Genomic DNA, 23775 nt, shown 5'->3' on the forward strand with positions numbered 1-23775 from the left:
ATTTTATCCTGACTCTTTAACTATTCTGACTCCTGAATTCTTACAAAATATATACATCAGCTTGAGGAGGTAGGTGATGGAAGAATTTGCACCAAATAAAATTCATAAAATAGCGATTGTAGGGATGGATTGCTATTTGGGTGGCGGCTGCAAGGGATTAGATACCTTTGAACGCAGTATTTATGAGGGAACTCAGCATTTTATTTCCAGACCTCCTCAGCGATGGCAAGCAATAGAAGCACAACAACAGTTGTTGAAAAACTACAGTTTTCCCGATGGTGTAGCACCATTAGGTGCATACATTAAAGATTTTGAAATTGATGCTTTCAGTTTAGAACTACCACCAGAAGAAGTAGACAATTTTAACCCTCAAGAACTGTTGATGCTTCAGGTTGCCGATAATGCTCTAAAAGATGCGGCACTTCGTAAAAGTACGAGAATAGCAATAATAATTGCTAGTACTAAAGACCTAACTCTGCATCAACAAAAAGAGCAACTTGAAGATAATGAATATACCAACTACATCGAAAACAGCCTAGCTAATTATATTTCCAAACTGTGGAATTTTGCTGGACCGACATTCACATTAATTGCCGAACAAAATTCTGTTTTTAAAGCCTTGGAGCTTGCCCAAAAGATACTTGCAATCAGAGAAGTAGACGCTGTTTTAGTCGGTGCGATTGACCTTGCTGGGGATGGCGCTAGTGTTTTACAACGAAATGAAATAACAAAAGTTAACACAGGTGTGAATACTCTCAGTTACGACCAGAAAGCCAATGGCTGGATAGTCGGAGAGGGTGCGGGGGCTGTAGTATTGAAGCTCCACGAAACAGCAAAACGAGAGAACAATCGCATATATGCAACGATTGACGCTCTTAGTCTTGTGGAAAATTCAAAATCTAAAATTCACCCTCTCACGGTTCCAAATTCTGAAATGATAGCCCAGGCTTGTCAACAGGCTTTTCATCTTGCAGATATCAAACCAAGAGATATCAACTATTTGGAAGTTGTTGGTAGTGGAATTTCCCAGCAAGATGAGTCAGAAATTCAAGGGTTGCTCGCAGCTTATCGCACATTTGAGCCAAATTTAACTTGTGCGATCGGGAGTATTAAAGCAAATATAGGTCATACCTATGCTGCATCGGGGATAGTTAGCCTGATTAAAACAGCACTTTGCCTGTATCATCGTTACATTCCCGCAGTTCCCCAATGGTCTGGTCCTAAAATGCCAGAGATTTGGCGAGATAGTCCCTTTTATGTCGCTTGTGAATCAAAACCCTGGTTTTTAGAAAAAGGAGCTACTAGAAGAATAGCTGCGATTAACGGGATGGAGATAGATGGAAGTTATGCACATTTAATTTTGTCAGAGGAAGTATATCAGCAACATCACAACAGCAGGTATTTAGAGCAAATGCCTTACTATGTGTTTGTGATCGCATCTGACGAGCAATCAACTCTATTAGAAGAAATCCGCAATCTTCAACAAACCATTAAAGATTGTTCTTCCCTAGCTGCTGCTGCTAGTATGACTTTTGCAACTTTTCAACAGCATCAACAGGCAACTTATGCAGTAGCAATTCTCGGACACAATCAAGATGAATTGCAGCGCGAAATTCAGCACTCCCTCAAAGGTATTCCCGATGCCTTCAAGACAGGTAAAGACTGGCAAACTCCTCTAGGCAGCTATTTTACAGCAAAACCACTTGGGCAAAAAGGTAAAATCGCTTTCGTTTATCCAGCAGCCTTTAGTGCTTATCTTGGAATAGGTCGGAATCTATTTCGTTTATTTCCTCAACTTTATGATCAGCTGCTCATCAAAAGTGGTTACAACCGTCTCGCGAATGTAGAAAAACTTGTCTACCCTCGAAGTTTAGAAAAATTTTCAAATAGGCAACTGGAAGCACTTGAAAAGGAATTGATTAACGATTCAGTAGCAATACTCGAATTAGAAATGCTCTTTGCTACACTTTTGACGGCAACTCTGAGCAATTATTTTCAGATCAAGCCCCAATGTGCTTTTGGTTATAGCTTGGGCGAGATTAGCATGATGTTGGCTCAAGGTGTCTGGACTGAGTTTCTAGATAATAGTAAGAGCTTTAACTCATCTCCTCTGTTTAAGACAAGGCTATCTGGTTCCAAAAATGCTGTGCGCGAGTATTGGGGATTACCTCAAGGAGAGGATGATAAAAGCGGAGATTTTTGGCGCAACTATATTCTTATATGTCCAGTATCTCGTGTTCAGGAAGCCATCCAAGATGAAGATCGCGTCTATTTACTTTTAATTAATACTCCAGAAGAAGTCGTGATTGCTGGTGAGATAGAAGCTTGTAAGCGGGTAATTGCCAATCTAAATTGTGATGCTTTTCTTGCTCCCTTCACCCATGTCATCCATTGCGAGGCAATGCGCTCTGAATACCATGAACTTGTGAGATTAAATACATTCCCTAGCCAAAATAAATCAGAAACTATTTTTTATTCCACAGCCGAGTATAAACCAATTGACCTCGACAGTGATTCAATAGCTCGCAACATTGCTCAAAACATCTGTCAACAGCTTAATTTTCCTCGGCTAATTAACCGTGTCTATGAAGATGGCTTCAAAATATTTCTCGAAGTAGGTGCTGGTAGTAACTGTTCCAGATGGATTGATAAAACCCTCAAGGCAAAAGAACAGATCACAGTATCTCTTAATAAAAGAGGTGTAGACGATCATGCTTCTATTATCAAAGCCTTAGCAAAACTCCTTAGCCATAGAGTTGAACTAGATTTATCACCATTATATTCTCAAGAACCAGAAGTTTCCAATGAAAGCCAGTCTAACGTGAGAACTATAACCTTGCAAAATAGCAAGATTAGTTACATATCTTTGAATAAAAAAAATCACGAAATCCTTAAAGATATCTCTTTTAGATATCCCATCAAAACTGTTAATCAGCAGCAATATCAACTATCAGAATTAAAGGAATTTGCACAAATGAATTCTTCTTTGCTCCCCAATCCTACCAAAAGTCTTGAAAACACCTCTAGAAATCTAGAAACTCTCCAAGAGCAAGTTAACTTTCAAAATGGCAGCGAACCTACTCAGTTATTGCTACAAGAACGCAATGAAACTGTAGAAAAATTACAAATTAACGAAAATTGGGTAACAGAACAGGAAAAGAATCAATTCGCTCTGACCCCTAGTTTGAAAACTTCCAGCGTTGTTGACGAACCCCATTTGCTCAATTCACACAGTCCTTACTATCAAAAACTGAGTGAGAATGCTTCCAGGATGACCAAAGCTCATGCTGTCTTTTTACAAGCGAGACAGGAGTCACTAAAGCAAATTAGCACCATCATTCAGTTGCAAATAGCTTGTTATCAAAAGTTGTTTGAATGATAATCATCTAAAGCAGCAAAGTACCCAGATTATTTGAATAAATAATTGGTGCAAAATCAAGCTTAGTAAGACAAGGGGCTGAAGCCCCTTGCTCTAGAGCAAACTCACAGGTAATCAGTATAAAATCTGCTGTAAATTTTTCAAACATTATCTGGTAAACAATTTTCTGGAACTGGAGGTTAAAAAAGATGATTGGTGCAGATAATATACTAAATAACAATGGTAACTACCTAAAAATTTCAGACTATATTTCCCACCAAAATCAAGTTTGGCAAGGTATTTTAGATTTTGTATCTTTTAACGAAAAAGGCATAAAATCTAAGCTTCTAAATTTAGAAAAACCTTGTTATATTATTAGAGTTGAAGGAAAAGTTGGCGCAACTAATGAAGGTTATCTATATCCTTGCAACCAAGAAAAAACGGGACAGGCAGAAATATTAGTATCTACTCCACCTCTGTCAACTCGGCAATTAGGCGATTCAACTTTTCTCAAATTTCATGGTGTAAAATACGCTTATGCCACGGGCGCAATGGCTCAAGGGATTGCTTCTGAAGAACTGGTAATTGCCCTTGGTAAAGAGAAAATCTTAAGTTCATTTGGTGCTGGTGGCTTATCTCCTGCTCGCGTCGAAGCAGCCATTAAGCTTATTCAGCAAGCTTTACCCGAAGGACCTTACGCATTTAACTTACTCCACAGTCCCAGTGAACCTGCTATTGAACGCGGTGTTGTTGATTTGTATCTTAAATATCAGGTGAGAACAATAGAAGCTTCCGCCTTCCTCGATTTGACTGACAACATTGTTTACTATCGCGCTGCTGGACTTGGTTTGAATGCGGACAATAAAATCGAAATCAAAAATAAAATTATAGCAAAAGTTTCTCGGAGAGAAGTTGCAATCAAATTTCTACAACCTGCTCCAACAAAAATTTTGAAGCAATTAGTTGAGCAAGGCCTTATCAGTGAATTACAAGCAACCCTAGCTGAAAAAATTCCTGTAGCTGACGATATTACTGCCGAAGCAGATTCTGGTGGTCATACAGATAATCGTCCTCTGGTTTGTCTCTTACCTTCCATCTTAGAATTGAGAGATGAAATTCAAAGAAAATTTTCTTATGAAAAACCTGTCCGAGTTGGAGTAGCAGGAGGAATTGCTACGCCACAATCAGCATTAGCTGCCTTTATGATGGGTGCTGCTTATGTTGTAACAGGCTCGATTAACCAATCTTGCATTGAAGCCGGAACTTCTCAACATACTAAACAATTATTGGCTCAAGCCGAGATGGCTGATGTGATGATGGCTCCGGCGGCAGATATGTTCGAAATGGGGGTAAAACTCCAAGTGCTCAAAAGAGGAACTCTCTTTCCTTTACGAGCCCAAAAAATGTTTGAACTATACAAAAACTATGACTCAATTGAAGATATTCCCTTGGTGGAAAGAGATAAATTAGAAAAACAAGTTTTGAAAAAGAGCTTGGATGCAGTGTGGCAAGAGACAGTTACTTATTTATCTCAACGCAATCCTGATAAATTGGCCAAGGCTGTTAATAATCCAAAACTGAAGATGGCTTTAATTTTTCGCTGGTATCTTGGATTATCATCCCGTTGGTCTAACTTTGGAGAAAAAGGGAGAGAAATGGATTATCAAATCTGGTGTGGCCCTGCTATGGGCAGTTTCAATGACTGGGTTAGAGGTTCTTATTTATCTGAATCAAATAATCGTCAGGTAGTTGATGTTGCTAACCATATTATGACCGGAGCGGCATTTTTATACCGGATACAAAGTTTAAAAGTTCAGGGCTTACAAATGCCCGCTTATTACAGCGAATATCGTCCAGCTACTTTTAATTAAAGGAGGAAAATCAGATGAATACTGTTAAAATTGATAACCGAATTCCCAAGATTCAAAATAAGCTTTTCGAGCAGGCACATACTCAGCCTTTAGAATTAAAAACTGTTGCTATAGCTATGAGCAAGCAGGGAATTAAAGGAGAAAAACTTTACTCTCATCCGGGAATGCTCCCCTTACCCGTACCTATTTGTGAGTATTTATTTTCTTTTAATTCTCGTCAAAGGTCAATTTTATCTGCGACATTTTTTGCTAATTTCTATAAGTTTGTTGCTAATAGCGAATATCAGTCTCTCATATCCAACATGAGTGTTGCTGAAAAAGTTTTTGCTTCCTACTCGGATGAATTTATGATTCTTCATCAGGAAACTAATGAAGAGATGGATCATATTTGGTCTTTTAGAACCGTGTATAGTATGGTCTGTCGAGAAATAGGAATTGAAAGTTCATTTGATGAGCCTAGCTTTTTCTATGGAACTGTTGGTGCAATACCTCAATCAGATTTCGACAACTTCGATACCCGTTTTACTTTTGATGAAGATTTAAATGAAACTCTATTGAATCTTCAAAAGGGGAAAAACTTTCTTAAAAAGATTGTAGAACAGACTCAGCAGCAAGGCAAAAATTTTACATATCGAACTTTACGCTTCATGATTGGGGATGCTATAAGGATGTTACCGGCCCAAATAGTTCAAGAAATTGGCTTGGGTAGTTTGACTCTACTTTATCGGTATATGGCTAATATCGAGTTAAAAAAAAGCGAAGCTTTTTTATTTGATTCCCCTGAAAACTTTGATTATGAACCATTAGCTGTTGAATTGAATCAGGGTCACTTAACAGATGAAGCACGTCATTACACAACATCCTTTGATTTAGGAGTAGAACTATATAGGGCAGCTTCTCCTGAGGGTCAAGATTTCATTCGATATTTCATGCAGCTAATTTTGGAAGACTACATTAGCGCTAGTTTCACAACTTATTTGGAGAAGTTAGACTTCACTGCCCAAGGAATCATGTTAACTGATATTAGAATTGGGCTAAACTCACTAAGTATGTCTCTGCACCATCCTGAATTAGTTGATAAGCGAGTAGATATAAATCAATTAGTTCATTCTTGGAGACAAGTGAGTTCAAAATGGCGCAATATAATTGGTTACATGGAACAAAAGAGTTGGCAATACAAATCTCAGCAGCTAGAGCGTCTTATTAAAGAATTGGGACTAGAGTTAAATACCAGTAAGCTAGGTAATCTCTATGATCGTTACAAGGATGCTTTGGCAATGAAGGAAATTCAAAAAGTTATTGAAGTAGCTTAACAATTGTTAAATCTGTTAACCCTCTTTCGTGAAACCAGCGAGTTTAGAGATGATAGTGTCTATTCATTTTGAAGACGACCAGAAAACAGTTCAAGTTGAAGCAAACCAACGCTTAACTAAGGTTTGTGATGAGCATCCTAGTTCAATTTTATTTGGTTGTCGTTGTGTTGCTTGCGGAACTTGCCTCATAGAAGTTGTGAGTGGGATAGAAAATCTAACTCCTGTGATGGATGAAGAGCGGATTTTGCTTGATGTGTTGGCTCCCGATACTACCAATGTTCGCCTAGCTTGTCAATGCGTAGTGCAGGGTGATATTCGTATTCGGGTAGCGGATTAACTGGCAAATTTTATATAGCTCGATATGCTCTTAGGAGATATGCAGCAGCAGCGAAAGTTAAAACCTTTTTCTAATATCTCCTACCTTAGACTTTTCAAAAGTTTTAGCCAGTACAGCAATCCTATTTAGGAATGCTATATATCCAATTCTTTTTACTTCAGAGGTGTGTAAATGAGTCAGTCTACTCCTGAGGCAACTAAAAAGCAGTCTTATACCGCAGAAGAAATTCAAGCTTGGCTAGTATCTCATATTGCAGAGCAGCTAGGAGTTGAACCCAAGGATATAGATGTCAGTCAGCCTTTAGACAGCTATGGTTTAGAGTCAGCGCAAGCAATGTTTCTTGTTAGCAAAGCTGAGAAGTTGTTTGGTTTTGAACTATCTCCAATCTTATTGTGGCATTACCCCACTATTGAAACGCTATCCCAGCGTTTAGCCGAAGAATCCAAAGCTTCGCAGTCAGAGATTTTTGAGATTTGAACATCAAAGCTGTTCTTGAACAGCTTACAGAAAAAGATTTTGATAGTTTGAAACTATGAATATATTCAGGTTTTTAGCACAGCTTAACCAAAAGGTTGTTCAGATTATCGAACAATAATTACAACCTAAATCGAGAACTAAGCTTGCAAATAATTTAATAGTTAGGGGGAACCAAAAGTAAATATGATTTACAACAGAAAGCTGGGGCACCTTGAGCAAGCTATGGAAATCTTAAATAGCCGTGCTAAAACCTGGAATATAGTAACTATTAGTCGCATCAAGGGCTATATCTGCGAAGAAACTCTGACACAGGCTTTAGACATGATTCAATGTCGCCATCCTCGTCTAAATTCTAAAATTGTTGGAGATAAAAATAGTCTTATCTTTCAAAGTCAAGAAACAGCAAATATTGCTTTACGCGTTGTAAAAAAGTTAGACATTGAGCAGTGGCAACAAGTAGTTGATGAAGAGATGAACAACGGAATTGATAGTAGCAAAGGTTTGCTGCGAGTTGTTCTTATTCATCTTTTAGGTAATGAGCATATAAGTTACCTCATTACAACAATACACCATGCGATCGCAGATGGTTTATCATCCATCCAACTTCACTCAGAAATCTTGACTTATTGTCAAAAAATTGTGTCCGGTGAACCAATTAATCCAGTTATTAGCTTAACTCCACTTCCACCTATCGAAGAACTAATGCCCAAATGGACTAAGGGATTCAGAGGTAGGATAAATAGTATTATCTTTTTATTGCAGCTTGGGTTACAAAAAATCTGGAATCGACCACAAACATTAGGTTTTGAAAAGTATGTATCTATTGCAAAGCGTAGTTGCAATATTATCCACAGACAACTTGACCAAGACTTAACCCAAAAATTTGTAAATCATTGTCGGCAAGAGAATACAACAGTACATAGTGCTTTGTGTGCTGTAATGTTGTTTACAATAGGGAGAAAAATAATTAAAAGAAATAGCAAAAATACACGAGTAAACTGCCTATCATATTTTGATTTGAGGAGACATCTCGAACCAGCTATCAGTGATGATCAGATGGCTGTATTAGCCTCCTCTATTATGGGATTTCATACTATAGGGAGAAACACGTCCTTTTGGGAATTAGCCCGTGAGGTGAAACAAAAACTTGAAGTTAGTAAAAAATCCGGTGATCTCTTGAAAATGATTTTGATTGCCAAGCATCTCATAGATTTTTGTTTTATCTATCCCAAGCAAGTAGCTGCCACAGTGTCTGTTTCTAATGTTGGCAAAGTAAATATACCCAAATATTACGGTGAATTTGAACTAGAAGAAATCAGTTTCGCTGGTTCCCACGCTTTGTATGCAGGTGTTTTTATTATCCACGCCTCAACTTTTCAAGGAAAAATGCTGTTGAATTTTGTTTTTTCTCAACCTTCAATTAGCCAAAGCACTATGGAACTTCTTGTGAACAATGTTATGTCTTATATTCATGAAATTTGCAATTTGAATTTAGACTCTTCTTTAACGTACAAATAGGCATATTTATTGCTTATTTAATATTATAAAAAATCAATGCTTTGAAACAATTAGGAGATTCTGAAACTATGAACGCATCAGAGATTATAGCAAACCTTACTCAACAGGGTGTTCATTTGTGGGTTGATAATGACAAATTAAAGATTCGCTCACCCAAGGGCATAATCACATTAGAAATGCAAGCAGAAATAGTTGCTTGCAAAGCGGAGATTGTGGCATTTCTACACGAGATGGATGTCGCTACTGATTTAGATTCTGTCCCTTTAAGTCAAGGACTCAATTTACAGACTATTGGTCGTCTAATTGGAGGATTTTCAGAGCAATCAGCTGTAGAGTATAAGCCACCAATTATCGATCCTAAAGTTATGGCTCAAAAGCTGATAGTTACATTTAAACCTTTGCCTAATAGCTACAAAAATCAAGAGATTCGGAAATTTCGCCAAGAATTGGAAGTGAAGTTGATAGATTATGGAGTCAAAGTTTTATCTTGGGAGGAAGCGATCGCAGAATTTAACTATGACCTAACAATTCCGATAATTAACAAAAATAAAAAATTCAAGTTTAAGGGAGTTAAATCAGAAGTTAATGCAATTATTGATGTAGAAATACATCCTTCTATTCTAAGAAAACTTGGTATTTTTACAGCAGAGCTTCTCTATCAATTCTATTCTAAATTTGTTTTAAATGGTCGAAAAATACCTGTTATAAAAATGGCTCGATTGAGCAGTTGGGCTGAGGATCATGCAGCTAAGTACGTTGACAATCCTAGTAAAACCCAAGTGATTGTGCTTACTGAAATAGACCATGATTTTATCAACCCTCTGATTCCGTATAAACAAAAAATCAATATTGGCTTAAACACTTTAATCAGAACATTTTCAGAAATTGTTATTGGAGTATCATCTGATAAAATTTCTATATTAAACATGAATCTTTCAGACTCTATTTTCTCTAAAAATGAGATAGAACGGTTTGTTTTGAAATCACTAATTCCTAAAGTTTTTGTGCCCATCGCTCCACTTTTACTGAGCCGCTTTGAGCTAGGACAGTATAATCCTCAAGAATCTATATATGCTGCAAAATTAGTGAAGTTGGGTCAGGAATTGGCATCAACAGGTTTATTCCCTCCTGGTTTTAAATTGAATGAAGTGATTAAAAGAAAATCCCATAGAGATATTGTCAGCGTCATCATAAATGGTAGAACAGGTGTCTCTTATGGCTTTGTTGCTTATGCTGAACCTCCACAATATTTTGGAGATATAGAGGTAAGTAAAAATGAGTGGGAAAGTCTATTACCTGTTAGAGGATTTAGTAGTAACGAAATTCGTCAAAATGAAAAAGGTAGACGCTATGCCAAAATCAAACTCCTAGACAAATATGTATTTAGGCAAATACCTGATATTTGGCTTGTCAGTTCTCGTTCAGGGTCAAATAAAACAGACTTGAATATCGCTGACGATATTATCAGAATTGGTTTGAAAGAAAAGCTATATCTCCAACTCCCTAAAGTGATTCATTCGGAGTTAGCAGATATGAAACCTTCTTATGATATTTATGTCATGCTTGCAATTAGTCTTTCTGCGGCTTTGTATACGCCAGAATTAATTAAAGATGGTGCGCCAATTGTTCATTTCCACGGCTACCCAGCATTTGATTGGTTTAAACCAAATGAATACTGTGTTGGGGTAAATAATCCTTCAGTACCTTGTGGAACCTATGAATCTGGTGTATTCAACTTTCTAGGTATTTCTAGCTTGGTCGAACAACAAGCTAGAAATATATCTTTAGTTAGTTTAGTAGAACCAGATCATGGCACAAATTTTATAGCTCATGATTTGGATTATCTAGTCGAAAGATTGAAAACCGGTTGTACAGATGGGCAAATTGAACTAGGTGGAAAACATTTTGCTTCTCTCAAATCGAAGATAGAAGAATGCAGAATCTAAATTTGTGAAATAGGCAATAGTAAATTCAACTAAACCTCGTCTAGAACACCGATTCAGTAATCAGAATTAAGTAGCAGCCTTCTCAGTAGTGCAGGTAAAATTTTTGGCAAGAATATGAAGATTATAGACGACGGCGGTACGGCGAAGATCAAATAGATTTTTGCGAGAACCAACATAACAAGCTTGGTCTGTTTACCATCGACCAATATGAGATAGGGAATGCTCAACAGCAACACGTTCTCGGAGCTTGGCACGACCAGCAGGAGTTAATTGACGTTGTTGTAATTCCCTAAATAAAGGTTCATCAGGATGAATAGAAACACTACGCCCAGTTTTGGAAGTAGTACAACACTCCCTTAACGGACAAGTTGCACAAATATTTTTTGGGAACTGAACTTGCCACCGACGCTAAAAGGTAAAGCCACCTCATTAGGGCAGCAAATAGTCTAATTGTCCCAATCAAGGGTAAAAGCAGTTTTGGTAAACCTCAAGCCGTTTTTAACTTGCCAAGCTTTACAGTAAACAGTCAGTTCGTCACTTCTGTTTTGAACCAAGGAACTACTCAGATAAGCACGGCCAATATGTAACTCAACCAGATTCACTTGCTGGCATTTTAAGTCAATGGCAATCGCATCTGTTACTGATGCTTCAGGAATATTTGCTCTGGTGACTCCAACAGCGCGAACCAGCCCATTGTCTAAATCTCGTAAAACATGACATTTATAACCATCAAATCGCTGGCTTTGACTTTTACGTCCATGTCTCATCTCTTCATCTTCGATTGAGATACATCGTTCTGGTGCAACACCTGTTTTGAGTTTCAGCTCACCGTTATGGAATATATCACAAGAAGAGTTAAATCTTCTTAATAATTTAATTCTAGGTAGATGAAGAAATTGACGGCAGTATTTAAATCTGTTTATAACTTTTAGGCTACCTCGATGGTAATAGCGATCGCTTGTGTGATTATATGGACTCATACTAAAGCTACTTGTATGAAATAAACGATCGCTATTCATTATTGATAAGCCATCAAAACTTTCACATGGCAAAATTCACTACTTTGATTACAGAAAATTACTAAACAGCATAGGATTTAAATAAATTCGACAATGGCAACAAAATTATTATGAAATGACTAGCTTTAACGACTATTCTATCTTTCAACATTTTGTTGCAGGTAAATGTTATCCTGTTAGTCTTAATTTTGAAGCAGTCAAATGGGATATAAAATCTTATTTTTGTTGTGATAATTATTGTAAGTGTGTAGCATTGAGATATTTTATAGCGCAATTAATTTAAAAAAATAAAAAAGCGAGAATTTGAACGTTTATTTTCTAAAAGAATATTTAAAATAAAGGTTTGTGATAAAATTATCATGCTGTAAATATCCTATATTATTCTCTCGCGAAAGTAATAGAAGAAGGATGTATTTAGTTCGGTGAATCACCATTATTTAGCTAAAATCTTAGGAGTGTCATCAATTTCGATAGCACTCCTATAAATTATGATAGAACTTTTACATAATGTTTTCTCTACTAGCCAGTTTATTCCCCACGGACATTGCTACCTCTGGAAACCAGAATTGGTGTGGTTACATCTGGTTTCAGATGTGTTAACTGGACTTGCTTATTATTCAATCCCAGTGATGTTGGTTTATTTTGTCCGTAAACGGCGAGATGTGCCTTTCGGCTGGATATTTCTGATGTTTGGCACATTCATTGTTGCTTGTGGCACAACCCATTTGATGGATGTGTGGACGCTTTGGTATCCTACCTATTGGCTATCAGGGTTACTCAAAGCTATTACCGCTTTTGTCTCTGTATTGACGGCTATAGAGCTTGTGCCATTAATACCCAAGGCACTGGCTCTACCAAGTCCTGCTCAACTAGAGAAGGAAATTGCTGAACGCATACTAACTGAGGAGGTGTTGAGGGAAAGTAAACAACGCTGGCAATTAGCTTTGCGCGGCAATAATGATGGAATTTGGGACTGGAATGTTAAAACTAATGAAATATTCTTCTCGGCCCGTTGGAAGGAAATGCTTGGTTATGAAGACCACGAAATTTCTAACCATTTAGATGAAAGGATGAAACGAGTACATCCAGATGATCTGGATTGGGTAACACAAGCAGTCCAAGATCACTTTTCTCAGAAAACACCGTTTTACACTACTGAGCATCGAGTTTTATGTAAAGACGGCACTTACAAATGGATTTTGGATCGAGGTCAAGCACTGTGGGATGAAGATGGTAATGTAGTGCGGATGGCTGGGTCACATACCGATATTACTGAGCGTAAGCAAGCAGAGGAGGCAGTAAGTAGTCTACTTAATCAACTAGAAAATATGGTGGAGGAACGAACAGCACAGTTAACAAGAATTAATCAATCACTACAGACAGAAATTACTGAGCGCCAGCGAATAGAAGAAGCATTACGAGAAAGTGAAGAACGATTCCGTGCTACATTTCACCAAGCTGCTGTTGGCATCGCCCATGTAGCAATAGATGGAAGGTGGTTGTTAGTTAATCAGAGGCTTTGCAATATTCTTGGTTACACACCCGAAGAACTACAGTTGCTAGCTTTTCAAGATATTACTCACCCAGATGATATTAATGCCGACCTAAAATATTTTTACCAGATTTTAGCAGATGATATTCAAACTTACTCAATAGAAAAGCGCTATTTTTGTAAAGATCGCTCCATAGTTTGGGTTAATCTCACCGTCTCTTTAATGCGCGAACCTAGTGGGGAGCCAAGATATTTTATTTATGTAGTAGAAGATATTAGCGAACGGCAAGCTGCGCTACGCGATCGCAAGCAGTGGGAGGAGCAAATGCAAGCATCACTCTTAGAAAAAGAGGTGTTATTAAAAGAAATTTATCATCGGGTCAAAAATAATTTACAGGTTATTTCCAGTCTGCTAAGTTTGCAATCTGCTTATATTAAAGACAAACACGATTTGGTAATATTCCAACAAAGCCAACAACGGATTGCATCAATGGCTCTAGTTCACGAAAAATTGTATGAGTCTCAAGACTTAGCAAAGATTAATTTTGGTGAATATATTCGAGATTTAGTAGCAAGTTTATTTACTGCATACGAAGTCAATGAAGATGCGATCGCTCTGGTACTAAATATAGACAAACACGTTTTTCTCGGATTAGATACGGCAATTCCTTGTAGCTTAATTATCCATGAGCTTGTATCTAATTCCTTGAAATATGCATTTCCCGTAGGTAGGAATGGTACGATTTATATAGAAATTAACCAAAATCAAGATCGGCAAGTTACACTTGTAGTCAGTGATGACGGAATTGGTTTACCACCAAATTTTAATTTCCAAAAAATAGCTTCTTTAGGCTGGCAGTTAGTGGATGCTTTAACCAATCAACTTTCAGGAAATATCAATATCCAAGGTGATATGGGTGTGAAGTGTCAGGTGACATTTACATTAATATAACAAACTAAAATATGACATCTGCAAAAATCTTAGTTGTAGAAGACGAAGCTATTGTTGCAAAAGATTTACAATATCGACTTATAAAATTTGGTTATACAGTTCCTGTAATTGCTTCTTCAGGACAAGAAGCAATTAACAAAGCAGTAGAAATATCCCCAGATTTAGTGTTAATGGATATTAAATTAAAAGGGTCAATGGATGGGATAGAAGCTGCCCAAGAAATCCATAAGCATTTGGATATTCCAGTAATTTACTTAACGGCTTATGCAGATGATAAAACATTAGCAAGAGCCAAGATAACTGAACCGTTTGGCTACCTACTCAAACCTTTTAAAGAAAGAGAACTACAAACAAATATTGAAATAGCTCTCACTAAACATGGTTTAGAAAGGCAATTAAAAGTAAGTAAAAAATGGCTGGATGCACTTTTAAAAAGTATAGGCGATGGTGTGATTGCTAGCGATTTGCAAGAATTGGTAACTTTCATGAATCCGGTTGCTGAAAATCTGACTGGATGGAAACAGGAAGAAGCTTATGGTAGAAATTCATCAGAAGTATTCAATATTGCTAATGCAGATACTCATAACTCTATTGAAAGTCCGATCGTAAAAGTCCTTCAAGATGGCATTATCGTCAGCCTCCCAGCAGAAACTATTCTGATTACTAGAGAGGGTGGAGAAATACCAATTGATGACAGCGTTGCACCAATTAAAGATGATAAAGATAATATAATGGGTGCTGTGTTAGTGTTTCGAGATATTACTGAGCGCAAACGAGCGATTGAGGCGCGTCAAAGGCAAATTGAGCAAGAGAAACTTGTGTTGCAATGGGAAGAGATAAATCAACTCAAAAATGACTTTTTAAATTTAGTTTCCCATGAACTGCGATCGCCTCTGAGTAATATGAAGCTAATGATTCAAATGATACAATTGTCTACTGATACAGATGAAGCTCAACGTTATCTAGAACTGGTGGAAGGCGAGTGCGATCGCGAGTTAGGATTAATTAACGATCTACTTGACTTACAACGGCTAGAAAGCTCATCTTATCCAGTTATCACACCAGATGCGTTGCTCTTACAGCAGTTCTTAACTTGGATAATTGAGCCATTTCAAATCCGTGTTCAACAACATCAGCAAACTCTAAAGTTGAATCTGCCTTCAAATCTCCCGTCCCTGCTCTCAGATGGCATAAGCTTAGAACGAATCTTAATAGAATTGCTTAATAATGCCTGTAAATACACACCTGCGGGTGGTGAAATTATCCTAAGTGTAAGTCACAATTCCTTGGAAACGCCTGCAAAAACTATTATTACTACCAGTAATTCCGCAGAAATTTCAGCAATAGAGTTACCACGAATCTTTGAAAAATTTTATCGCATCCCCAATGCAGATATCTGGAATCAAGGTGGTTCTGGATTAGGTTTAGCTATAGTAAAAAAATTAGTCGAACAATTGCAAGGAAACATTCAAGTAGAAAGCGATAACGGATGGACAACATTTACCCTTACATTAACTGATTTCTTATAGGTATTTAGGTTCTCTTAAAATTTCCTAATTTTTATCCTACACATAAATTATTAGAGGTGTATAGATAGATATACATCTCTAATAACTGATGTTATAAATATTTTTGCCAATGGTATGAGATAATTAAAGCAAATTATTAAATCTAGAAAAATGGTATCAACTATATCTTCCGCACCCCAAGGTTTTAGTGCATTTATTACTAATTTAGGAATACGCGATACAACTGATGATTTTGTATTTATTAAATCAGAAGTTCCTTGTGTTGCTGATGGAGTCTTCACTCAAAGTCTTTTCGCCGGGCCAAGCGTTACTATTAGCCGCGACAACTTAAAAGATTCACAAGTACAAGGAATTGTCGTTATATCTAAAAATGCAAATGTCGCTAATGGTGCTGTTGGCATTGCTGATGCCCAAGAAGTTTTAGAATTGATTGCAACGGAAACTGGAATTGCTGCACATAATATGGTGATAGCTTCTACAGGCGTAATTGGCAGGCGTTACCCAATTGAAAAAATTCGAGCAGGTTTATTAGGATTGGGGAAAAAATTGACTCCTGCTGATTTTAATGCCGCAGCCCGTGGTATTATGACCACCGATACAGTATCAAAACTAGCTACACGACAAATAGGAAATGCCAAGCTGGTAGGAATTGCCAAAGGTGTTGGCATGATTGAGCCTAATATGGCAACTCTCTTAACTTTCTTTTTTACTGATGCGGCAATTTCTGCAAATAGCCTTCGTTCTATTTTTCGCTCTACTATAGATAAAACCTTTAACTGCTTGAGTGTAGACACTGACACTTCTACTAGTGACTCCGCCGTGATTCTAGCTAATGGAATAGCCGGTGAAGTTTCAGAAGCAGATTTTGCCAGCGCATTGCAAGAAGTTGCACAAGAATTGGTGCTGAAAATTGCCAGAGATGCAGAAGGTGCCACCAAAATTATTGAGGTGACTGTAGATTCAGCTATTAATTATGTACAAGCGAAAAAAGTAGCTAAAGCAATTGTCAATTCACCATTAGTAAAAACCGCCGTCTATGGGGCAGATCCGAATTGGGGACGAGTTGCGATGGCTATAGGTAAATGTGAAAATGAACAGCAGATAAATCCAGAACGAGTTGTTATTAGTTTTGATGACGTGAAAGTTTATCCTAGTAGTTTAACTAATGAAAATCTAGAACAATTGCGGCAAATTATGTCCAAAGACAAAGTAGATATTCATGTTAGCCTCAATATTGGCGAAGCTTCTGCAACTGTATGGGGTTGCGATCTTTCAGAGGGTTATATAGAAATTAATGGCAAATACTCAACTTGATTAACAAGAAGAGACGCGAAATTGCACTGGGCTTCAAACCGCTACGTTAATGTCTTGTTGTGTTAACGCATCTCTACATATAGGAATTCGATTTTATTTTTGTTCGCGTGGATAAGAAAGAGGCAATAGGCAATAGGAAAGAATGGTTTTTGAGTTGTACGGAGTTTTTTCAAAAATCCAATATGAGTCCTATAGCTCAATACGGTTCAGTTAAGGCTAAAACTCTTTGTCAAAGTCAATTTTTTTTACGAACCACAGAGACACAGAGGGCACTGAGAGAATAAAGAAATGCTTAACTGAACTGCATTGCCCTATAGCTTGGATAGATACTACACAAATTTGCAATAGCTGGGGTTAAAGCTTCAGTAACACAGCATAGCTGCCCTCTGCATCGGTAATATTCGGAACCTCACCTTACTATCAGGGAGAGAAACTTTGGCATCAGCCAAAAGTGGGATTATGTGCTTTCGGACATGATATTAGGCAGAAGTGTAGAGATGGATAAATGGCGGAGGGACATTAAGAGGTAATTGCTTTGTCAAAAAAGTTGACGCAGGTAGTCATAATGTAATATAGTATGTTACAGAAGTAATGAGTTAGATTAAAAAAACTTCCTAGCCAGTACATCACGGTGAAAATAAAATTACCATTTGTATACAAGTTGTTGATATTACAAGAAAAATTTTAAAATCTCATATTTAACACAAATAGCTCTATTAACGCTGCATAACTAAACAAATATGGATTTTGACTATTTTAGAAGCAATGAAGGCACTCCTACAAATAATACCCGCCAAAGCTTGCTTGCTAGTGGGTGGCGACCCTTTAACCGAGAGTTAGATTGGGGTTTTTTATGGCAACTGTTGTATAGTGACTCCCGCGAATTAACTCAAAAAAGTTTGAATTTAGCGAGTAATGTTGCTGATATTTTGGGGCGAAATAATTATGCTTGGTGGGCTAATTTATTAAATATTGTATCTGATAATACCCGCTACGAAGTTGAAAAATTTTGGAATTACATCACACCAGATCCCCAATCACCAGATCATCGCTACAAAGATGTTTTGAGTACGGAAACACCTATCGTTCAATTTGTCAGTCGTAGTAGCATTCCCATTGATTATGTTCTTAACCGACTGCAAGAAATTACTGTACTGCGAGTTTTGGGTGTGTTGGGTAATCCTGACATTATTACTCAGTATTATTCAGAAAGAGATTTTTATTTTCCTATAGATAGATTTGTTAGCTGGGAACGCTTAGATGTGATTAATACTGTTTATGCTTATTGGGCAAAGCATGACGTTTGGTTGCAAATTGATCCCTACGATCGCGGGCGGCGACAATATAGTTTAATGGCGAGAAATCTTGCCCCGCTAATTAACAAGGCAACTTACGACTTGGCAGTTATGCTGAGTGGATATCAAAGTCGTGTAGGTAAAGTTCACAGCCAATTTCCCATTCGCACATTTCCGGCAGATATCCAACAGTTTACTGATGCTGTACAGCAAGCGATTCTGAATCAAAACCAGTTAGCGGTTGTTGTACATGGGAAACCAGGTACTGGTAAAACAGTCTGGACACAAGCTGTAGCAAAAGAAATTCTTGTACCTTTAGGGTATGTAATTTTTATTTTAGATCATGATGCGATCGCTAATTTTGTTCCCCCAACTTACATAGAGCGTATTTGTATCGTTATTAACGAAGCTGATAATCTAGCGCAAAACCGCGCTTCTGAGGTAGCGCAATACAATAACAAAACCGAACACATTCTCAGTTTGCTGGATGGTACTTTGTATCAAAGTGTCATTGATGAGTCTGGTATCCAGATGCAGCAACGATTAGTTGTCTTGATGACTTGTAACACTACTGAAAGATTAGATCCAGCCATGTTACGTAAGGGCAGGGTGGATTTAATATATGAGTTTACACAATTATTTGTATGAAGGAGGCAGGAGGCAGGAGGAATACTACTTTTCTTAAAATACACTACTCCCCACTCCCGTTCGGCAGAAGCCTACTACCCATCTCGGTTGTAATCCAATACAGTTCAGTTAAGCATCTCTTTCTTCTCTCTGCGTTCTCTGCGCCTTCTCTACGAGACGCTGCGCGTTGGCGGAAGCCTCTCGTAGAGAAGGCGGTTCGTAAAAAAAACGACTTTGGTAACAGAGTTTTAGCCTTAACTGAACCGTATTGGGCTGTAATCTAAATAAAAATTGCTGTAAATCGACTTTCACCAAAGTTTTACCTGTTTTTGGGATACAAGCTGATGCTGTTTGCGCCAAGCTTGGGGAGGTAAACCGTGATGTTGGCGAAACTGACGAGAAAAATGAGACACATCTTGATAACCTAATGCTTTGGCGATTTTCTCGATAGTCTGATTATTATTTTGGAGTAAAAAACGAGCGCCTGCCATTCGGCGTTTGACAATCCAGCAGTTTACAGTCTCTCCTGTTTGCCTTGAGACTCGGTTAGTTAAGTAAGCAGGTGAGTAACCAACAGCAACAGCCACATCACACAAAGTAATTCCTTGATGATAATGGGCTTCGATAAAGTCGAAAACTTCTTTTAATTGAGGAATACAGGGAAAGATTGACTTAGAAGGGATCGTGGGTTCTTCAGGTGCGATCGCATCTAGAGTATTATCTACAAATACTGATTTTGGAGCTTTCTCAAATTTCATAGCGCACCAGTATTGCAGAGTAGCTTGTTTTTGTAGTCGGATAGCGATCGCTCTGAGCAATTCGTCTAGTGTCGAGGGTTTGGTAAGATAATCATCTGCTCCCAATTCCATAGCTTTGCGAACATCTGCTTTGTTACTACTCCCAGTCAGAAAAATAAAAGGAATAATTGCAGTAACAGGATCTAGGCGTAGCCTACTTAAAACGCTATAACCATCCATATCGGGCATCGTGATATCGCAAATCACTAAGTCGGGTATACACTCTTGTGCTTGTTGGATACCAGCAAGACCGTTGTTAGCACTGATTGTATCAAAACCTTTAGCCTTAAGACCTTTTAAATAAAGATCGCGGGTAACATTATCATCTTCAATGACGAGAATTTTATTTGACGATTCGTACATAATTTTTTATTACCATAACTTTTGCAGAAGCTGGTTAATATTAAACTGTGGCGGAATTTTGCCTAGTTTAGTTAGGTTTACACCGTACTATACTCAACTTTTTTGTGAGTATGAAAATAGGCATAAGCTTAATTAGTTCGTTCCGAGAGTTGTGATTGTTAAGTTGTTAATTAATAACTAATCTTTATTTCAACATTCATAACTCGGAACTACTAAACTCTGACTTGATTAATGCCAACGTCACAGTAAACGTAGTGCCCACACCTATTTGACTTTCCACGGATACTTGACCATGATGTAAGTCTACCAAGGTTTTAAGAATTGACAGTCCTAGTCCAGTGCCAGGTATGTGATCGATGTTAGTTCCACGGTAAAATGGTTCAAATATTCGTTGTTGATCTAGTGCTGAAATACCAATACCTCTATCTTCAACCTGGAAAATTAATTGCTCATTTTCGCAAGAAAGTCTCAAATCAATTGTCATACCGGAGGGAGAATATTTTATTGCATTATCGAGCAAATTTTTCAAAATCGGCTCTAACAGTTTTTTGTCTATGCAGGCTGTTAGAGAATTTTCTTGAGTGACAAAATTAATCGGAACTTTACTAATACTCATCTGCATTTCTGCAACTAAGTCCTTACAGAAATCAACTAACTCAAGTGGCTTTGGCTCATAGTTTATTTTTGCTGCTTCTGCCTTAGAGAAAAATAAAATATCATCCAACATCTGACCAAGTTGTTCTGTAGCTTTTTGAATGTGATCCAGCAGTGGTTGGATTTTCTTCTGTGTACGTTTGTCTACTTCTTCCTTTAATAAACTATTAGAAAATGAAACAATATTCAACGGTGTACGGAATTGATGGCAAACCATAGAAAGAAAACGCGCTCTAAGTTCGCTAAGTTGTTTTGCTTGTTCTAAAGCTTGGTTAAGACCTAATTCTGCATATTTGTAATCGGTAATATCAATGCCTGCAATCATTTCTACTGGTTTCCCACCAAAATCTAGCACTCCATCTAGCATTACAACCGCACAAGCTAGCCATCGCTCTGTACCGCTTTTTGTCAGAATATTCATCTCCTGGTATTCAAAGTTAGTTGCTTCACTCTGCTTACGTACCTGCCTGCGTCTTTTGCTTTTAATCAGTCGGCGAATATCAAAACCCGTTAACAGTTCCTCTTTTGTGTAACCAGTCAGTTGCTCTACTGCTGGATTTATGTAGCAAAGCCGCGTACCTTGAATTAGAAAAGTGCTGGTATCTGTTGTTTCGGCTAAAGTCCGAAATCTAACTGCGTTTAGCCGCAATGCCTCTTCAGTCTGTTTCGATTCAGTAATGTCCCAAATACTCCAGACTCTACCAATAATTTTGCCATCCAACAAGTGAGGCTTAGAGTGGTGTGCAAAAACTCTCCCATCTTTCAATTCCAGAATATCGTAGCTCTCGAAATCAGAGTGGCTAGACACTTCCCAAATTAGTCGATTAAAGGCTTGTGGATCTTTAAGTTGATTCTCAAAAAAGGCTTTGCATCGAGGACATTTCTTAGATAATATTAGGGACTCCGGGATCTGCCACATATCCACAAATTTCTGATTCAAGCTCAGAATATCTCCCTCAGAGTTAACTGCAACAATACCAATGGCAGTAGATTCGAGAGTAGAACGAAGCAAAGAAAGAGATGCTTGTAGTTCTATTTCTTTTGATTTTAGTTGAGAAAATTCCTGCTGTAAATTGTCTTTGGCATCCCTTAATTCATCAGTCCACTTTTGCACGCTCAGTTCTACTATTTCATCACTTATTTCTCGAACAAAAGCACAGCCAAATTCTATATCTTGTTGTTTTACATAGTTAATGGATATTTCTACCAGAAAGATCCGCCCTCCTTTTGTGCGGTAGCGAGATTTAAAGGTAAGAGAACCTTCTGAGTTAATATTTGACCAGTTATGTAGAGAAAAATCTACGTCTATATCTTGCAACCTCATGGAAAGTAATTCCTCACGGGAATACTCAGTCATCTGGCAAGTGGCATCGTTGACGTAGAGAAACTGTGCATTTTCTCCTAAACAAAAGGCAGCATCTACAGCTTGATTTATTAGAAAGTGAGCAAACTTCATTTCTATTTCTGGCTGTAGTGGCCATTGAGTGTTTGATTTAGCTAATCTATAATCGCCAGAATTCATATCCCTACTTGCTCCTGGTAATTAATCAGCACCATAGCCATTAATGAGTTTGATAGTCATAACTAACTAAAAACTCTGGTGCAGTGTTAGGCAGTTAAAAAATAAAATTAGTTAGTAAATTAAAAAATATTACTAACGGACTTAACAAAACTTATCATACCAATAAAAAGGGAATAATTTAACCAATTTTTCCTGAAAAAATTCAATATTTAATTTAAAATTTATTATTGACTTAAACAAATTTTGAGGAATGCAAAAAATAGACAAATCAAATCTAGATTAGTCAATAGACCTTATTAGCTAAGAGTTGAAAATTCTCAATCTATAAGTAGAAAAAATATTTTAAATATATACTAATACTACTTTTCGTAATTCGCAATTTCCGTTAAGTAAGGATTTTAGACATTTAAAATGGGTGGCTAATTTCAGCCAAACTGTCCTAGTACAGGACTGCGGAAATTTGTGTACCTTTAACAAGTAAAGAGATGTAGCCTGCGCCATAGCTAAGGAATGGTTCACCAACCCAAAGTTACTGGGTTTCGACTGGTAAACGGTTAAATGAGAAAAATTTTTGTTCCTTACCCTTTCCGAGGGAAAGGACTTTGACCAAATACTACTGTAGAGTCGTTTGATTATCAACATAAATGAATTTACCGGGCTTGGCTAGGCTTGAATCAAAAAATTTTAACTCATTAGTTCATTTTCTTAACTTATCTTAACTTACTCTATCAGGGATTTAACTATAGAAGAATATGCTTAGTCATCCGTCGCAAGAAATACATTTACATAACACAAACACGTATAAATTAGCGTATAATTTTATATCTAAATTTTTAAGAAAAAACGTCATCCGTCAAAAGAAATACAAATGGACTAAAAAAACACGTGTTAGTTTGCGTATAAGGTTGTGTTTATTTTGTCATAAAGCAACATTTTAGTCGAAATCTACGTAACTGTTGATAAATCGCCAGAGGCTAGAAAGGGAGTTTTAAAAGGCTTTAGAGGTTGTTTGAAAAGTATTTCGCTGTGACTTTAGACACTTTTAGATCCCCCCTAGCCTTGAAAAAGGGGGAACCGGAGTCAAATTCCCCCTTTTTAAGGGGAGCCAGTGCGGTCTTCTCCCAAAGGGAGAGGCTAGCGCCTTCGCGGAGCGTCTCGTAGAGAAGGGGGTTTCCCCCATGAGCAACTGGCGTGGATTTAGGGGGATCTAGAATGTTTTGCTACCAAGAAGAGGACTTTTCAAACATCCTCTTAGACTTAAATACCTAATCTCTTTTCTCAAGGAATACCTACTCAACGCTTAGTCATCTCTCACAGGATATATAAAAAGTGAAGTAACTATGTCTTTATCGTTACAAATAATTGACTCGATGAGTTTTTGGTGGCAATAT

Annotated in this window: 13 protein-coding genes and 2 pseudogenes; 12 read left to right on the forward strand and 3 right to left on the reverse strand. The window is 37.5% G+C overall.

Going from position 1 to position 23775, the window contains the following annotated elements:
* Positions 1–76: 76 nt before the first annotated feature.
* The 7 genes from ACFFRD_RS27465 to ACFFRD_RS27495 all read left to right on the forward strand — a co-directional run bounded on the left by ACFFRD_RS27465 (position 77) and on the right by ACFFRD_RS27495 (position 10820).
* Positions 77–3379, forward strand: coding sequence for a PfaB family protein (locus ACFFRD_RS27465; protein ID WP_392478723.1), 3303 nt, complete (start codon positions 77–79; stop codon positions 3377–3379).
* Between the two features lie 188 nt (positions 3380–3567).
* Complete coding sequence (locus ACFFRD_RS27470) at positions 3568–5229, forward strand: PfaD family polyunsaturated fatty acid/polyketide biosynthesis protein (RefSeq protein WP_392478725.1); 1662 nt, start codon at positions 3568–3570, stop codon at positions 5227–5229.
* 14 nt (positions 5230–5243) lie between these two features.
* On the forward strand, positions 5244–6542 hold the full coding sequence (locus tag ACFFRD_RS27475) for a hypothetical protein (protein WP_114080670.1): 1299 nt from the start codon (positions 5244–5246) through the stop codon (positions 6540–6542).
* Positions 6543–6591: 49 nt separating this feature from the next.
* Positions 6592–6879, forward strand: a complete 288-nt coding sequence (locus ACFFRD_RS27480; protein ID WP_114080669.1) for a 2Fe-2S iron-sulfur cluster-binding protein — start codon at positions 6592–6594, stop codon at positions 6877–6879.
* 171 nt (positions 6880–7050) lie between these two features.
* On the forward strand, positions 7051–7356 hold the full coding sequence (locus ACFFRD_RS27485; RefSeq protein WP_114080668.1) for a phosphopantetheine-binding protein: 306 nt from the start codon (positions 7051–7053) through the stop codon (positions 7354–7356).
* Positions 7357–7539: 183 nt separating this feature from the next.
* A complete protein-coding gene (locus ACFFRD_RS27490; protein WP_392478727.1) occupies positions 7540–8874 on the forward strand; it encodes a condensation domain-containing protein in 1335 nt (444 codons plus the stop codon).
* A gap of 68 nt (positions 8875–8942) precedes the next feature.
* Positions 8943–10820 (forward strand): hypothetical protein, encoded by a 1878-nt coding sequence (locus ACFFRD_RS27495; RefSeq protein ID WP_392478729.1) that lies wholly within the window; start codon positions 8943–8945, stop codon positions 10818–10820.
* A gap of 66 nt (positions 10821–10886) precedes the next feature.
* Here the strand turns inward: ACFFRD_RS27495 and ACFFRD_RS27500 are convergent.
* Positions 10887–11650: pseudogene (locus ACFFRD_RS27500) on the reverse strand (transposase); the annotation flags it as partial.
* 1094 nt (positions 11651–12744) lie between these two features.
* On the opposite strand from ACFFRD_RS27500, the pseudogene ACFFRD_RS27505 reads away from it, so the two are divergent.
* From ACFFRD_RS27505 to ACFFRD_RS27525, 5 genes and pseudogenes are all read left to right on the forward strand, one after another.
* Positions 12745–13128, forward strand: a pseudogene (locus ACFFRD_RS27505) (PAS domain-containing protein); the annotation flags it as partial.
* A gap of 39 nt (positions 13129–13167) precedes the next feature.
* On the forward strand, positions 13168–14283 hold the full coding sequence (locus ACFFRD_RS27510; RefSeq protein WP_392483179.1) for a sensor histidine kinase: 1116 nt from the start codon (positions 13168–13170) through the stop codon (positions 14281–14283).
* Positions 14284–14294: 11 nt separating this feature from the next.
* Positions 14295–15812: a response regulator gene (locus tag ACFFRD_RS27515; RefSeq protein ID WP_392478731.1), complete on the forward strand. Its 1518-nt coding sequence runs from the start codon at positions 14295–14297 to the stop codon at positions 15810–15812.
* Positions 15813–15962: 150 nt separating this feature from the next.
* Positions 15963–17126, forward strand: a complete 1164-nt coding sequence (gene argJ / locus ACFFRD_RS27520) for a bifunctional glutamate N-acetyltransferase/amino-acid acetyltransferase ArgJ (protein ID WP_392478732.1) — start codon at positions 15963–15965, stop codon at positions 17124–17126.
* 740 nt (positions 17127–17866) lie between these two features.
* The gene (locus ACFFRD_RS27525; protein WP_190961715.1) at positions 17867–19069 is read left to right on the forward strand and encodes an AAA family ATPase; all 1203 of its coding nucleotides are present in this window, start codon (positions 17867–17869) and stop codon (positions 19067–19069) included.
* Positions 19070–19356: 287 nt separating this feature from the next.
* Here ACFFRD_RS27525 and ACFFRD_RS27530 read toward each other — a convergent pair whose 3' ends face one another.
* A complete protein-coding gene (locus tag ACFFRD_RS27530) occupies positions 19357–20208 on the reverse strand; it encodes a response regulator (RefSeq protein WP_392478734.1) in 852 nt (283 codons plus the stop codon).
* Positions 20209–20404: 196 nt separating this feature from the next.
* Positions 20405–22384, reverse strand: coding sequence for a scytonemin biosynthesis sensor histidine kinase (locus ACFFRD_RS27535; protein ID WP_392478736.1), 1980 nt, complete (start codon positions 22382–22384; stop codon positions 20405–20407).
* Positions 22385–23775: the final 1391 nt, after the last annotated feature.

Source organism: Nostoc sp. C110 (genome assembly GCF_043099725.1).
GTDB lineage: Bacteria > Cyanobacteriota > Cyanobacteriia > Cyanobacteriales > Nostocaceae > Nostoc > Nostoc muscorum_A.